Annotated in this window: 17 protein-coding genes and 2 pseudogenes; 9 read left to right on the top strand and 10 right to left on the bottom strand. The window is 65.5% G+C overall.

The annotated features are described in order from the left end of the window. Nucleotides 1–25: 25 nt before the first annotated feature. Nucleotides 26–208: pseudogene (locus tag AC5Y36_RS16715) on the bottom strand (class I SAM-dependent methyltransferase); the annotation flags it as partial. After that, the gene (locus AC5Y36_RS16710; protein WP_500042115.1) at nt 204–1,157 is read right to left on the bottom strand and encodes an esterase family protein; all 954 of its coding nucleotides are present in this window, start codon (nt 1,155–1,157) and stop codon (nt 204–206) included. The gene AC5Y36_RS16710 and the pseudogene AC5Y36_RS16715, both read right to left, overlap by 5 nt. 229 nt (nt 1,158–1,386) lie before the next feature. Here AC5Y36_RS16710 and AC5Y36_RS16705 point away from each other — a divergent pair, with 229 nt between their 5' ends. Together AC5Y36_RS16705 and AC5Y36_RS16700 are read left to right on the top strand one after the other, a co-directional pair. After that, nucleotides 1,387–2,142, top strand: coding sequence for a cutinase family protein (locus AC5Y36_RS16705; protein WP_500042048.1), 756 nt, complete (start codon nt 1,387–1,389; stop codon nt 2,140–2,142). Nucleotides 2,143–2,146: 4 nt separating this feature from the next. Then, nucleotides 2,147–2,410, top strand: coding sequence for a hypothetical protein (locus AC5Y36_RS16700; RefSeq protein WP_500042047.1), 264 nt, complete (start codon nt 2,147–2,149; stop codon nt 2,408–2,410). A gap of 127 nt (nt 2,411–2,537) precedes the next feature. Here AC5Y36_RS16700 and AC5Y36_RS16695 read toward each other — a convergent pair whose 3' ends face one another. After that, a complete protein-coding gene (locus AC5Y36_RS16695; protein ID WP_500042046.1) occupies nt 2,538–3,239 on the bottom strand; it encodes a response regulator transcription factor in 702 nt (233 codons plus the stop codon). Between the two features lie 38 nt (nt 3,240–3,277). Beyond that, nucleotides 3,278–3,421 (bottom strand): annotated as a pseudogene (locus tag AC5Y36_RS16690) (glutathione-dependent formaldehyde dehydrogenase); the annotation flags it as partial. A 238-nt stretch (nt 3,422–3,659) separates the two neighbouring features. On the opposite strand from AC5Y36_RS16690, the gene AC5Y36_RS16685 reads away from it, so the two are divergent. The 3 genes from AC5Y36_RS16685 to AC5Y36_RS16675 all read left to right on the top strand — a co-directional run bounded on the left by AC5Y36_RS16685 (nt 3,660) and on the right by AC5Y36_RS16675 (nt 7,220). Beyond that, nucleotides 3,660–5,771, top strand: a complete 2,112-nt coding sequence (locus tag AC5Y36_RS16685) for a catalase (protein ID WP_500042045.1) — start codon at nt 3,660–3,662, stop codon at nt 5,769–5,771. A gap of 81 nt (nt 5,772–5,852) precedes the next feature. Continuing rightward, entirely contained in the window at nt 5,853–6,770 is a 918-nt protein-coding gene (locus AC5Y36_RS16680; protein ID WP_500042044.1) for a pseudouridine-5'-phosphate glycosidase, read from the top strand. 66 nt (nt 6,771–6,836) lie between these two features. Further along, the gene (locus AC5Y36_RS16675; RefSeq protein ID WP_500042043.1) at nt 6,837–7,220 is read left to right on the top strand and encodes a hypothetical protein; all 384 of its coding nucleotides are present in this window, start codon (nt 6,837–6,839) and stop codon (nt 7,218–7,220) included. A 99-nt stretch (nt 7,221–7,319) separates the two neighbouring features. Here AC5Y36_RS16675 and mbp1 read toward each other — a convergent pair whose 3' ends face one another. After that, entirely contained in the window at nt 7,320–7,568 is a 249-nt protein-coding gene (gene mbp1 / locus AC5Y36_RS16670) for a microaggregate-binding protein 1 (RefSeq protein ID WP_500042042.1), read from the bottom strand. Nucleotides 7,569–7,583: 15 nt separating this feature from the next. Continuing rightward, nucleotides 7,584–7,841 (bottom strand): DUF7218 family protein, encoded by a 258-nt coding sequence (locus tag AC5Y36_RS16665; RefSeq protein WP_500042041.1) that lies wholly within the window; start codon nt 7,839–7,841, stop codon nt 7,584–7,586. Between the two features lie 484 nt (nt 7,842–8,325). On the opposite strand from AC5Y36_RS16665, the gene AC5Y36_RS16660 reads away from it, so the two are divergent. Both AC5Y36_RS16660 and AC5Y36_RS16655 read left to right on the top strand, forming a co-directional pair. Next, a complete protein-coding gene (locus AC5Y36_RS16660) occupies nt 8,326–8,763 on the top strand; it encodes an anti-sigma factor (protein WP_500042114.1) in 438 nt (145 codons plus the stop codon). Further along, entirely contained in the window at nt 8,760–9,554 is a 795-nt protein-coding gene (locus tag AC5Y36_RS16655) for an RNA polymerase sigma factor SigF (RefSeq protein WP_500042040.1), read from the top strand. The genes AC5Y36_RS16660 and AC5Y36_RS16655 overlap by 4 nt, the downstream gene beginning before the upstream one ends. On the opposite strand, the gene AC5Y36_RS16650 is transcribed toward AC5Y36_RS16655, so the two are convergent. The 3 genes from AC5Y36_RS16650 to AC5Y36_RS16640 all read right to left on the bottom strand — a co-directional run bounded on the left by AC5Y36_RS16650 (nt 9,534) and on the right by AC5Y36_RS16640 (nt 11,789). Next, nucleotides 9,534–9,935, bottom strand: a complete 402-nt coding sequence (locus AC5Y36_RS16650; protein WP_500042113.1) for an STAS domain-containing protein — start codon at nt 9,933–9,935, stop codon at nt 9,534–9,536. The two genes, AC5Y36_RS16655 and AC5Y36_RS16650, sit on opposite strands and share 21 nt — an antisense overlap. Nucleotides 9,936–10,293: 358 nt before the next feature. Further along, nucleotides 10,294–11,169 carry a Rieske (2Fe-2S) protein gene (locus AC5Y36_RS16645; RefSeq protein WP_500042039.1) on the bottom strand — a complete coding sequence of 292 codons (876 nt, stop codon included), beginning with the start codon at nt 11,167–11,169 and terminating at the stop codon, nt 10,294–10,296. A 467-nt stretch (nt 11,170–11,636) separates the two neighbouring features. Continuing rightward, entirely contained in the window at nt 11,637–11,789 is a 153-nt protein-coding gene (locus AC5Y36_RS16640) for a hypothetical protein (RefSeq protein WP_500042038.1), read from the bottom strand. A gap of 109 nt (nt 11,790–11,898) precedes the next feature. Here AC5Y36_RS16640 and AC5Y36_RS16635 point away from each other — a divergent pair, with 109 nt between their 5' ends. Continuing rightward, nucleotides 11,899–12,678 carry a GAF and ANTAR domain-containing protein gene (locus AC5Y36_RS16635; RefSeq protein WP_500042037.1) on the top strand — a complete coding sequence of 260 codons (780 nt, stop codon included), beginning with the start codon at nt 11,899–11,901 and terminating at the stop codon, nt 12,676–12,678. On the opposite strand, the gene AC5Y36_RS16630 is transcribed toward AC5Y36_RS16635, so the two are convergent. Further along, the gene (locus tag AC5Y36_RS16630) at nt 12,665–13,336 is read right to left on the bottom strand and encodes a PAS and ANTAR domain-containing protein (protein WP_500042036.1); all 672 of its coding nucleotides are present in this window, start codon (nt 13,334–13,336) and stop codon (nt 12,665–12,667) included. The genes AC5Y36_RS16635 and AC5Y36_RS16630 overlap by 14 nt on opposite strands. A 312-nt stretch (nt 13,337–13,648) precedes the next feature. Between AC5Y36_RS16630 and AC5Y36_RS16625 the strand changes: the two genes are divergently transcribed. Next, nucleotides 13,649–14,131, top strand: a complete 483-nt coding sequence (locus AC5Y36_RS16625; RefSeq protein WP_500042035.1) for an MPT63 family protein — start codon at nt 13,649–13,651, stop codon at nt 14,129–14,131. The last annotated feature ends 10 nt before the right edge of the window (nt 14,132–14,141 follow it).

Genomic DNA, 14,141 nt, shown 5'->3' with positions numbered 1-14,141 from the left:
GCTGTTGCCTCGTTTCTTTGGACCGCTACTTGGTGAGGGGGAACTGCCCGACGTTGCTGATACCTCGCCGGAAAAGGTCCGCGCAGCCGGTCAGATAACGCATGTACTTCTCATAGACCTCCTCGGACTGGATCGCGGCGGCCCGCAGATTGGTGGCCCAGATATCCGACATGTGGCCCTCCAGGGCGTGCGCGGTACCCGAATCAGCTTTGCCCGCCGCCACCGGCGCCCAGTGTCTGCTGCATGTCCGGCCTCATCGCCGCCAGCTGGGCATTCCAGTAACCCCAGCTATGTACCCCGTTGTTGTCGATATTGAACGTCGCATTGTGCCCGCCGGCCGCGGTGTAGGCGTCCCGGAAGGCGACGTTGCTTTGCAGGATCACCTGTTCGATCACCTGACCCGGGATGCTGCCCTGGCCGATCTCCGACGGTGTGCCGTTGCCGCTGTAAACCCACAGCCGCGTGTTGTTGCCGGCCAGCCGTCCGGCCTGAATCGTGGGATCGTTGCGTTGCCAGCCGGGTCCGCCCGCCGGGCCCCACATGTCTTCGGGATGGAAGCCGCCCTCATCGTTCATGGCGAGTCCGATCAGCGCCGGCCCATTGCCGGCCGAGGGGTTCAGCAACGCGGACAGTGAGGCGGCGTAGGCGAATTGGCCCGGATGGTAGGCAGCCAGGATCAACGCCGATGACCCCGACATCGAGGCGCCCACTACAGCGTTGCGGGACGCCCGGACGCCGCGACCGGCCAGGTAGCTGGGCAGCTCGCTGGTCAAGAACGTTTCCCACTTGTAGGTTTGGCCGTTCGCCGACCCATACCAGTCCGAGTAGAAACTGGAGCGCCCGCCGACCGGGGCCACCACCGACATGCCGGAGCCGCTGTACTCGTCGAATGCCGGCGTCTCGATGTCCCAGCCGCTGCGGTCGTCGCGGGCACGCAGGCCGTCGAGCAGGTAGACGGCGGGCGCCCCGCCGCTTTGGAACTCCACGGTGATGTCGTGGCCCATTCCCGCCGACGGCACCTGCAGGAATTCTGGCGCTGCCGCGCGGGCGGGCGGCGGCCCAGTCACCAGGCCAACCGAACCGGACAGGGCGACGGCTGCGCCGATGATGGTCAGCCGGTGCACCCACCGAGCCAGCCGAGCAGAGTTTGCGGTGATGGTATTCATGGGAGCTTCTCTTCTTCGCATGGCGCATCCAGCGCCGTGATGGAAGCTGCCCTGGCAGTCTGAAGACAGACCACGGACTTCTCCTTCCTAGCAAACGCGGTGTGCGCTGTCTAGGGCACCTGCGCGGCGGGACGCGAGTTTCGCCCGGGCAGACCATTTTTCAACACCGCCGGGCCGCCGCGTCGACCTGAGAAAATTGACGGTTTGGAATGGCGTCAGGATGGGCAATTGCTGCTGCATGGTTGCACGACATCTCATTCGTATCCTCGGACCTGCGGTAGCCACGGCGTGGGGGCTCACCACCTGTGTCGTATCCGCTGCGCCGCCGGCTGCCGCCCAGCCGTGCCCCGACACGGAGGTGGTGTTCGCCCGCGGCACCGGCGAGCCGGCCGGGGTGGGACCCACTGGGGAGGCGTTCGTGAACGCGCTGGGTGCACGCCTCGGGGGGAAGCCGTTGGGGGTGTATCCGGTGAACTACCCGGCCAGCGACGAGTGGGCCACCGGTGTCGATGGCGTCAGAGATGCTGGTGCGCACGTCGTTTCGATGGCGAACAATTGCCCGCAAACCAAGATGGTGCTGGGTGGTTTCTCCCAGGGCGCCGCCGTGATGGGCTTCGTCACCTCGCCCACAGTGCCCGACGGGATCGATCCCGCGACCGTTCCCAAGCCGCTGCAGCCGCAAGTGGCAGACCACGTCGCCGCGGTTGTCCTGTTCGGTACCCCCAATGTGCGGGCGATGAACTTCCTCAACGAGCCGCCGGTCGTCATCGGCCCGACGTATCAAGCCAAGACCGTTCAGTTGTGCGTTCCCGAAGACGCGGTCTGCTCCGACGGCACCGATTTCGCTGCGCACAACAGCTACGTCGACGAGGCCAACCTGATCAATCAGGGGGCGGACTTCGCCGCCGGTCGGCTGACGGGTCAAGCGGGTGTGCCTGCGTCGGCAAACTCCCCTCGGCAAGGGTTCGGAACCTGACCTGATGGCGTTCGCCAGCCATCAGGACGAGATTTATCGGCGTGGGCTGCGCGAAGAACACCCGTCGCTGCCCATCACGTTCGCGGAGCTGCACGGTGTGCTGGAGGCGGCCGACGGGATGCCGGTGCTGTTCGATTCCGGTATTCGCAGTGGAGCCGACATCGTCTGCCGGGCTATCACAGCATCGGGATGTGGGCGCCGGTCCTGCTGGTCGTCGCTCGCATCGTCCAGGGCTTCTCGACGGGCGGCGAGTACGTCGGCTCGATGATTTACGGGGGCGCTGGTGACCGGGCCCCGGAGGTGGCCGGAAAGCGGCTACCGGGGTCGGCGCCTGCGGTACAGAGTGAAGCTCAAGCCTGTCGGCTCGCCGCGGAGGGAAGCGGGGCGTGAGCGGACTACTGACCGACCGCGATCTGTGTCGGTGGGGGCTCGTCGGCGCGTGACGGCGGAATGATCGCCATATAGCCGACACCGCGTACCGTGTCGACGATCGATTCGTACTCGGTGCCGAGCTTGGCGCGCAACCGCTGCACATGCACGTCGACCGTTCGCCGGCCGCATTCGTGCCCCCACACCTCGTGCATCAGTCTGGTCCGGGTGAACGCTCGATCGGCATTCTGTACAAGGAAATTGAGCAACTTGAACTCGGTCAGCGTCAGGCCCAGGTCCCGGTCGGGCAGTGAGGCGACATAGCTTGCGGGGTGAAGGACAAGATCCCCGAACCGCAGTGTCCGGGCAATGGCCTTGCGGTGCCGACCTATCGCCAACCGCAGACGGGTCTGCAACTCGGCGGTGGTGGCGTTCGGCAACACCACGTCGTCAACGTGCCAGTCCAGGTCGACGGTCACCAGATCCGCTGGGGAGATCAACAAGACCACCGCCACCTCTGGCGAACTCGCAGCGACCTTCCGGCAGGCCCGCCGACCACTGGATGCATCGGTGCGCCCATCGACGATCACCGCATCGACGTCGGGATGTTTGCGTATCGCCCGCGCACTAAGCGGCGCGTGCCGCACTCGGCGGGCGACCAAGCGCAACGTCGGTAGCACGGAGTCCGGGTCGGACCGGTCGGTCAGCAACAGAACGGTCACCGACATCTGCCACGCTCCCTTCGTCGGATACCGGTGAATGCCGCTCACGGCTTCAGCAGTATCTCGACCGCGCCGTCGCGCTGCTGTTGAAGAACCTTGTAGGCGTGCGGCGCGCTTTCCAGCGGCAACTCATGGGTGGCGAAGGTGTCGACGCCAAGCGGGTCGCCATCGGTGAGCAGCAGCAGTATGTGTTGCGGCGCACCCGCTGACGGCGAGAGACCGCACCCTCCCGGACATAGGCGCCCATCACCGGGATGAGCGTCGCCGCGAACCTGCACGCACCCATGACTGACTTATTCCCCGCCAGGCGATCCTCAAACTCGCCCGCGCGCTCGAGGTGACTGTGTCCCGTTTGTCGGGCTCGGTGCCGGGTACTCACGCGGGGAAGCCCAATGCCAAGAAGACGCAATGCCAAGAGGAGGAGCAATGGCGGCGAGTGAGGACCGCGATGCTAAGCAACGCCAGCTTGATGAGCACCGGTTGGACCGAGAATCCGGGTATCTGACCACCCAACAGGGGGTGCGCGTCGACCACACCGACGATGCGCTGAGTGCGGGGGAGCGCGGGCCGACCCTATTGGAGGACTTCCACGCCCGGGAAAAGATCACCCACTTCGACCATGAGCGGATCCCCGAACGTGTGGTGCACGCCCGCGGATCCGGGGCATATGGCTATTTCGAGCCCTACGATGATTCGCTGGCCGACTACACGGTCGCGAAATTTCTGACGACACCGGGCAAGCAGACGCCGGTGTTCGTCCGGTTCTCCACGGTGGCCGGGTTTCGGGGTTCGGCGGACACGGTGCGCGACGTCCGTGGATTCGCGACCAAGTTCTACACCGACCAGGGCAACTACGATCTGGTCGGCAACAACTTCCCGGTGTTCTTCATACAGGACGGCATCAAGTTCCCCGACTTCGTGCACGCTGTCAAACCCGAGCCGCACAACGAGATTCCGCAGGCCCAATCAGCACACGACACGCTGTGGGATTTCGTGTCGCTGCAGCCGGAGACGCTGCACACCATCATGTGGCTGATGTCGGATCGGGCGTTGCCGCGCAGCTACCGGATGATGCAGGGCTTCGGTGTGCACACCTTCCGCCTGGTCAACGCCGCGGGCGAAGGTACGTTCGTCAAGTTCCACTGGACACCGAAACTCGGGGTCCACTCCCTTATTTGGGATGAATGCCAGAAGGTGGCCGGCAAGGATCCCGACTTCAACCGGCGTGACCTGTGGGATGCCATCGAGGCCGGGCAGTATCCGGAATACGAGCTGGGCGTACAGCTGGTTCCCGAAAGCGACGAGTTCAGCTTCGCATTCGATCTGCTCGACGCCACCAAGATCATTCCCGAGGAGCAGGTGCCGGTGCAGCCGGTCGGCAAGATGGTCCTGAACCGCAACCCGGACAACTTCTTTGCCGAAACCGAGCAGGTGGCGTTCTGCACCGCCAATGTGGTGCCCGGCATCGATTTCACCAACGACCCGCTGCTGCAGTTCCGCAACTTCTCCTACCTCGACACGCAGTTGATCCGGCTCGGGGGACCCAACTTCGTACAGCTACCGGTCAACCGGCCGCTGGCCGAGGTGCACAACAACCAGCGCGACGGGTACGGCCAGTTCGCGATCCCGCGGGGTAGGTCGAGCTACTACAAGAACACGGTGGGCGGCGGCTGCCCGGCGATCGCCGATCAGGAGGTGTTCCGGCACTACGCGCAGAAGGTGGACGGCCACAAGATCCGCCAACGGGCCGAGAGCTTTCAGGACCACTACAGCCAGGCCCGGATGTTCTACACGAGTATGACGCCGGTCGAGGCCGAGCACATCGTTTCGGCGTTCGGCTTCGAGCTGGGAAAGGTGGAGACCGTCGAGATCCGTTCCCGGGTGCTTGAGCAGCTCAACCTCGTCGACCACGACCTGGCTGTTCAGGTGGCGGGCAAACTGGGGTTGTCGGCACCGGCTGAGCGGCCGGTGGATGACCGGATGCCGGCGTCTCCCGCGCTGTCCCAGCTGAACACCGCGACCCGCAGCATCGAAAGCCGCAAGATCGCCGTGTTGGTTGCCGACGGCGTCGATGTCGCGGGCACCGAGGCATTCCTGGCTGCCATGCGCAACCGCGGAGCCATCCCGGAAGTGCTGGCACCGGCCGGCGGGGGCACGGTGGCCGGTGGATCGGGCGGCGAACTCGCCGTCGATCGGGCCATCAACACCATGGCGTCGGTGCTTTACGACGCGGTGGTGGTGCCGTGCGGACCCGATGCGGTGCAGACCCTGGCCGGCGACGGCTACGCGCTGCACTTCATCACCGAGGCGTACAAGCACCTCAAACCCGTCGGGGCATTCGGTGCGGGCGTGAAGCTGCTTCCCAAAGCGGGGATCGACGGACAAACCGCCCAAGGTACGGATGTTGTTGACGCACAGGGCGTTGTGACGACGACGGCGGCCGCCGATGACCTCTCGGAGGATTTCTTCGAGGCGTTCGCCGCCGCGCTGGCCAAGCATCGGATCTGGGATCGGCAGACCGACTCGGTGCCGGCCTGACAGCCATTCGCCTCGGTTCCTTCCCGGGGTCCTGGGCACCCGGCGCCCCACGCGGTCACCGTCCCGGGAATAGTGGGACCGGTGGAGACCGTCCGGGTGAGCGACGAGGTCACCGAAGCGCTGGGAGCCGGCCGGCCGGTGGTGGCACTGGAGACGACGTTGGTCTCACACGGCTTTTCGCACGGTCGCGGTCTGCTGGCCGCACAACACGCCGAGCAGCGGGTTCGTGCGGCCGGCGCCGTGCCCTGCACGGTCGGCGTCATCGACGGTCGGATCCGCGCCGGACTCGGCGCCGCGGAACTCGAGCGTTTCGCGGCCGCGGGATCGTCGGCCCGCAAGGTCGGAGCCCGCGACATCGCGGCAAGCGTGGTCCAGCACGCGCTGGGGGCGACCACGGTCGGCGGCACCCTGGCGATCTGCCGTCTGCTGGGGATCCGGTTCCTGGCCACCGGCGGGATCGGCGGTGTGCACCGGGGATTCGCGCAGAGCCTGGACATCTCCGGTGACCTGATCCAGCTGGCCCGCACACCGGCGATGGTGGTGTCCTCGGGTGCCAAGTCCATCCTCGATGTCGGGGCGACCGCCGAGTTGCTGGAGACACTCAACGTGCCGGTGTTGGGCTGGCGGACCGACACACTGCCGGTCTTCTACAGCGGGCAGGGCGGGCCGGCGGCCGCGGGCCGTGTCGAGCATGCCGCCGAGGCCGCCGGGGTGGCCTCGGCGCACTGGCGGCTGGTCGGTGCCTCCGGCCTGCTGCTGGGCCGCGCACCTGACCCAGCGCTCGACATCGAACCGGTGCTCGTCGAGGCGGTCGGACGGGTGCAGCGGGCCGGTGTGACCGGCCCCGCGGTGACTCCGGCGGTGTTGGCCCTGGTCGAGGAGCTGACCGGCGGCCAAAGCGTGGCCGTCAACCAGCAGCTCATCGCCGACAACGCCGGCTTGGCCGGCGAGATCGCGGTCGCCTATGGTGCCGGCGAGCCGGCGCGGATCAGCCGGTGAACGATCGGTTTACCTGCATCTATGATGGGAAACCCGGCAATGGAACCGGTGTGGGAGGGGCGAGGCGTGCAGCGACGATCTCCGGACTCCGATGACGACCGGCTGGGCCAGGAGGACGACGAAGTCCGCGCCGCCGGCCGGTTCGCCATCGTGACTGCCGCGGCCGGCGTCGGTTTCCTCGTGCTGGCGGCGCTCTGGGTCAGTAGCTGTGGTGGCGCGGCGAGTATTGATACCGCTGCGTGCGGGGCGCCGCAGCGCACCGTGTTGGCATTCGGTGGGCCCGCGATCCTGTTCGGCGGCGGGGTGTGGGCGTTTGTCCGCACCTACCAGGTGTGGCGCCGACGAGGCATCTGGTGGGGCTGGCACGGGGCGGGGTGGTTCTTGCTGACGCTGATGATGCTGACCGTCACGATCGGCGCACCGGTGATCGCCGGGCTCGTTTCGCGCTGAAGCACCGGGCTTCGCTGGCGGCCGGCCCCGCCTCGCGCACGCGAAGAAGGCCCAACCGTACTCGGCTGAGCCTTCTTCTTGGGCGACGCCTAGTCGGCGTCAATCAGACTGATGGGCTTGCTGGCGTGCCTCTTCGACCTTGGCGTTGGCGCGGGCCTCTTCGGCCTGGGCTTCCCTTTTCGCCGCTTCACGTTCGGCTTCGGCCTTGTCCTGCTGCGCCTGCCCCTCGCGAATGAGGTCGTCGCGGCCGGCGACGGTGCCAGCGGCTTCTTTCACCTTGCCCTTGACGTCTTCGACGACGCCTTTGACCGCTTCCTGAGGACCGCTGTTCTTGCTGTTGTCAGCCATTGCCTGCCTTTCGCTCTAGTGGTTGCGGAGTTTGGAGATGAGCTTGGATTTGGTCAGCTTTGAATAGCCGCTGATGCCAAGCTCTTTCGCCCTCTTCTTGAGCTCCGGGACCGTCCAGTCCTGATACGAACCGGACTTGCCGCCGCTTCTACCAACACGTGAGCGGCCGCGGGCCGCCGATGCGTTCGCGATTCGGGCAGCCTTCTCCTTCGAGTCCCCCCGATCGCGGAGATCTTGGTAGAGACGCTCGTCCTTGATTGACGGGTTCGGCATGTCCTTCTCCTCACGCGTGTCCATTCGGACCGTCGGAACTATTCCCGTCTGGGGCGGCCGCCAAACCTCGGTCGGGGTACTCGTTCCCGCCTCCTGGCATCGCTTCGACCAGTCCCGTACTCGGCTGTCGAGGGGGTCCGTCTGCCGGTATCGTCTCGGGCTCAGCACCGGCCTGTTGGCCCTGCTCAACGCCATCGGCAACCGGCACCTCGTCGCCGATTCATCGCGAGGTTGCATCCACACCGGCTGCTCGCGGCGCGGGAGAACAAAAGCTTGGGTTACGACGGCGGACAAATGGGTACCAGCAATACGCCATGACTGATTCCCAGACAGCCGACGATGTCGCTGTGCGCCGGCTGCGTGTCCCGGGCCTCCGCCAGCGCCGAGCCGTTGTTCGTCAGAGTGGGCCGAGTGTCCCGTGTCGAACGTGATCACACGGCTTGGCAGTAGCGATAGTCTCGGTGCACGATCGCCGGGAGGACAAGTGACCGAGACAGGATCTGAGCGGGCCGCGACCAAGCACGGTGAGCGTTCCGTCGAGTTGAAAGTGGCCGCTCGACTGGAGAACCTGGCCATCTTGCGGACGCTCGTCGGGGCGGTTGTCGCGGGCGAGGATTTGAATCTGGACACGGTCGCTGATCTGCGGCTGGCGGTCGACGAGATGTGCACCCAATTGATTCGGTCGGCCGGCCCGGACGCGACGCTGGTTGTTGTCGTCGATCCGCGGGAAAAGGACGTCTTGGTGCAAGCCTCCACGGTTTGCACCTCGGACAGTGTGGTGGCACCGGACAGCTTCAGCTGGCATGTCCTGACGTCGTTGGCCGACGAGGTGAAAACCTTCCATGATGGTCACGAAAACGGTTCGAACAGCGGCGTATTCGGCGTGACCTTGACGACGTGGCGGACGGGTTCTGGCAAGTGACGCAACGCGAGGCCGGCCGGTCGGCATCGCGGTCGAGTTCCGAATACGCCGACGTCCCGGACATGTTTCGAGAGTTGGCCGGCTATCCGGCGGACTCGGCCGAATACCGGCGCCAGCGGGACAAAATCGTGGAGCGGTGCCTGCCGCTTGCTGAGCACATCGGCCGCCGATTCGAGGGAAGGGGCGAATCCCGCGAAGACCTGATCCAGGTTGCGGGGGTGGGGTTGGTCAACGCCGTCAACCGGTTCGACGTCGACGCAGGTTCGGACTTCGTCTCGTTCGCCGTACCCACCATCATGGGCGAGGTCCGGCGCTACTTTCGTGACAACAGTTGGTCGGTCAAGGTCCCCCGGCGGCTCAAGGAACTGCATCTGCGGCTGGGCGCGGCGACCGCCGAACTCTCCCAGCGTTTGGGCCGGGCGCCCACGGCCTCCGAACTTGCCAAGGAAGTCGAGCTGAGTCGGGACGAGGTGGTGGAAGGCCTGGTGGCGGGCAGTTCCTACAACACCCTGTCGATCGACAGCACCAGCACCAGTGCGGGAGACGACGATGTACGCGCGATCGCCGACACTCTGGGCAGCGTGGACGCCGGCCTGGAGCGCATCGAGAACCGTGAAGCGCTGCGCCCATTGCTCAACGCACTGCCGGAGCGCGAACGAATCGTGCTGGTGCTCAGGTTTTTTGAATCGATGACTCAAACGCAGATCGCCGAGCGAGTCGGGATATCGCAGATGCACGTATCCCGACTCCTCGCGAAGTCGCTAGCGCGACTACGTGATCAGATGCAGTAACCGACGTGGGTCCTGTACCGCTGTCAGCGCCTCGCTGATCGACTCGGCCGTCGGCAATGTCGCATGGGGGTCGCAGACTCGGAGTAACCGTTGGGTTGCCACACCCGGCACCATCACCCAACACACATTGGTCTGCGCGCACCCAACGTTGATGCGCTGCAGGGCGGAAAAACCCGCGGTGCCGATGAATTGGAGATCGCTCAAGTCGACGACCAACCATTCGCAGCCGGCGGCGCAGCGCCGTAGCTGCTCTGCGAACTCATCAGCGTTTGCTGCGTCGAGTTCACCATGTACAGAGATCACGCCGCCCGAGCGGCCCCAGCGGGCAGCGAACCGGGCGGTCTCGCTCTCCCAGCTCTGGATCGGGAAGGCGCTATCTATTTCGTGGGCTGGTTCCAGTGACGGCACTGTGGCTCGTGTAACGGACATTATGTGGCTCCATCAGTCGATATATCGTGCTGCTGGATCACGTCAAAGGGTTTGCATACACCTCAGTAGGCAGACCAGGGAGATTGCCTCCCTGAACGTCATTGACGTTGCTCCGGGTGGCTGTGAACTCAACCTGTCAGCGACGCTACCCCCCGCGCCAAGGGATGGCAACAGTTCGGTAACGGTCCTCAGTAATCCCTTCTAAAGCCCTTATCTGCGCTGGTCTTCGGGCTGCAGATTGCTCAGAACAACAGTCTGACAGGCAAATTGGACGCGCATCAGCGCACCCGTGCCCCACGCCGGAGGCGGATCACTCGGGTAGAGGACGTCGCACTTCCACACGGCCGCTGGATTTGCGGGTCTGCAGCGTGGGCTGGCCGGTGATGGCCGGCCCACGCACGACCGCGCCGTCTCGGACGTCGAACTGCGACCCGTGACACGGGCAGGTCACCACGGCGCCATGCAGGTCGCCGTCGCTGAGCAGGCAGCCACGGTGGCTGCACCGGTTGTGAATCGCGTAGACCGTCTCACCAAATAGGGCCAGCAACACCGGCGTGCCGTTGGCGTCGACGGAATGGATGTGACCGTCGGTCAGCTCGTCGGGCGACGCGACCGGTGTCCACTCCTGTGGCCCGGGGTCGAAGGCGGTCTGGTTGACGCCCACCCCGCGGACGAAGGACAGGTGCCCGCCCAGATACCCGGCGCACTGGAGCGCCGAGGCCCCCGCCAGCGCGAGCAACACACCGCGTTTGCGATTGCCCCGGCGCCGTGCAGCAAACGAGCCGGCGTAGAGCAGCAACGCGAGGTCGTTGGCGCCGGCATGCACCAGCCCCACCCGGCGCACCGTCTCATCGGCCAGCTCGGTGTCGGCCCAGTCGCTGAGTCCACTCACCGCGGCAGGGAGTGCCGCAGCGATACCGAGGGCGATCAAGCGCTGTGCGGACCGCCCGCCGGAGCGGGGCGCGACAAAGTCCAGTAGCGAAGCCGAGGTGAACAGGCCGATGACCAGATCGGTCAGTGGTGGATGCACTGGATGGCCCAGCCAGGTCCCGCTGACCGCTTCCTTGAAACGGGTGGCAGCGAACAGTTGACGTGCATTCTTCGCGATGACCTTTGCCGGTGCATCGAGGGCATGGGCCCGCTCGATGAGATTCGTCGGGAATCGAGGCGGGGTTCGAGCAGGCATACTGCGTGCATTACCCAGCTATGGGTGGCGCTACACGTGACGGCTTGACGTTTCGCTGGCAGTGCGGCGGGTATCAACCGCAGATCTGGTGGGCGCCGTCCAAGCCGAGAGCAGTTGCTGGCGCGGTCGGTGCGCGGGCTGAGGAGCAGACATTCGCCGTCCTCGCTTTGCAGGTCCCGGTGGCCGCCGAGCTGAGTGCCGTGTTCACAGCTCCGTCCAGATTGCTGCCGACGTCACACGGATGGGCGCTCTGGCCGCCCATGTCGCCAGGGTTGCTCGACGCCGGCAACCCGATTGCGCGGTGCCGAAGCGGTTGGATGACCACTTCGCCGAAATGGGTGCGGCGGCAATGGCGCAAGCGGTTCGCGCCGGCTATGTGCTGTCATCGCGGGACCCGTTGTTGACCAACGGGATTCGTCGGCACGACCACACGATCAACGACCTGCACCGCCAGCTGCTGAGTTCGTTCATCGATACGCCGCCGAGACGGGGATGGGAAACGGCGACGGTGGAGCGACGGCGTCGCCGCCGCGGACGACGTCGCCCTGCTCGATCGGTTCTATGAACGCTTCGCCGACCACGCCGTGGAAATCGTCCGCCGGGTGATCTTCCAAGGCCACCGGCAAACGACCGGCCCGGCGGTGAACGCGCTCCCAGCCGTTGTCAGCTACCGCGGATCGGAGCAAGATATCAGCATCCCGATCGGGGGATCGCGAGCGGAGCCTGGACATGGTGGTGACGCCCAGTCACGACGTCATGAGGGACGTCGCGGACCTGGTGCAGTCGTTGGAACAGCACCCGACGGTGCCGGCTGACGCCGTTCTGGACGAGCTGGTCGCGAACTCGCTCAGCCACATTGTCAATGCTCAGCACGCCGGCATCACCGTGTCGACACCGGACGGACATGTGAAGGCTGTGGCGACCAGGGACGGCTACCCGGTTCTGCTCGACGAAATCCAGGAGCGGCACCAGGAAGGCCCGTGCCTCTCGGCAGCCTGGGAGCACCAGTTGGTTCGTGTTGACGATGTCGCTCGGGAGCGGCGCTGGCCGAAATACTGCCGCGACGTGGTGGCCGAGACACCCGTCCGGTCGATTCTGGCGTTTCAGTTGTTCGCCAACGGCGGGACCACCGGCGCCCTGAACTTCCACGCGGAACACCCGCACGCGTTCGACGACGACGCGGCAGAGCTGGGCCTGGTCCTGGCCACCCATATTGCGCTGGTCTGGCACATGGTGCGCCGTGACGAACAGTTTCGCAGCGCGCTGGCCTCCCGCGACATCATCGGCCAGGCCAAAGGCATGATCATGGAGCGCTTCTGTATCGACGCGGTGCAGGCGTTCGAACTGCTCAAGCGGTTGTCACAGAACTCGAACGTACCCTTGGCCGGCGTCGCGCGAGCACTGGTCGATCGTGGGTCGTCAATCGACGACACGCAATCGCATCCGTTGCCCCACCGACCGATCGCGGCGAACTCGCCGATGGCGGTTGCTGACCTTACTGCAGGGTGAGCAGGGCGTGGTCGACGACTGAAACCGCACCCGGCGGCAACGATCCGGTCACGGTGGCCACGAAACGGGCCGCCAGATCCCGGACTTTGACGTTGGTCTCCTGCGAGCGCCACACCAGGATGTCGAACGCTCGGTCGGCGGGGACGCCGTAGGCGACCATCAACACGCCCTTGGCCTGCTCGATGACGGCCCGCGACTCGGTGACCTCGGAGACCGCGGTGCTGACGTCGCTTTGTAGCACCTCGGTGACGTCGACATAGAAGCCTGCGGTGCCGATCACCGCGCCCTGCGCGTCGCGCATGCTGTCGCCGACGACGATGACCCAATGGGTGTGCCCCTCGGTGTCGATGATGCGGTGCCGGCTGCTGAACGGTTCGCCCAGCTGTACCCGATCGAGCACGGCCGCGACCTGGGGCCGGTCTTCGGGATGTTTGTGCTGCAGTAATAGCTCCGTTGACGGCTCGACGACCCCTGGTTCATACCCGTGCATGCGCGCCACGGTGTCGGACCACTCCCAGCGCTGGCCATCCAGAAAGTACCGAAAGCGGCCCACCCGTTGCGGATCGCCGTGGCCGATCACCAGCTCGAACGGCTCCTGGCCCTCGGCACTCTCATCGGTTGGATCGGCAAACGGAACGTCGACATTCCCGACCACCATGTCCTGCCTTCTCGTGCTCAGCGACGCTTGCGATCGTCGGTTAGTGAACGGTATCCCGCGGTCGGGTGGCTTCGAACGTCAATGCTTCACAAATCAGCATCGACATGGCGAAGGCGAAAGTACCGGACCGGCGCTCGCTGCTGAACGCTCGAGGTTGAGCATAACTATCCGACACCGGCACACATTCGGCAACTCCGTGTTTGCACGCTGCGGGCGTCGGGTATGCGCCCGGACAGTGCGGTGATCATTCCAGCAAAGGGGTGGTTGCCGCTCTCAACCAAAATGCTCGACCACTCGAGGAAGGGAGTCAGCGTGAAGTTCTCCACAATGCAGGCAAAGGCCACCGCGGGCGCAGTCGGAATCGCAGCGGCGAGCGTATTCGCTGCGGCAACAGCTGCCGCAGATCCGGCCGTGCAACCGCTCGGCAGCAGCGAGAAGCTGGTCGACGGACCGATGGTGACGTCCTACACGGTCGCCAACTTGCAGCCCAGCAACGTCGTCATTCCGGGTTTCACCCCCTCCGGGCATCTGTACCAGGCCGATGTCACCGCGCGCGCCGACAGCGGCACCGTCACGCCGCTGGTGTCCGACTTCAATGCCCGCGCCGCCAACAGCCAGACCTACCGCGTGGTTGACACCGCGCCGACACCGGGTGGTATGAACCCGGCACCCATCACGCAGGGCAACCAGGCCAGCGGCAAGATCTACTTCGACGTCACCGGAGAGCCGCCCAATGGCGTCGTCTACAACGACGGCGTTCAGGACGTACTCATCTGGACCACCCAGGCACGGTAGTGCCGCGACC

The sequence above is a fragment of the Mycobacterium sp. NGS50 genome (genome assembly GCF_059812545.1).
This window is presented reverse-complemented; position numbering and strand designations above follow the sequence as displayed.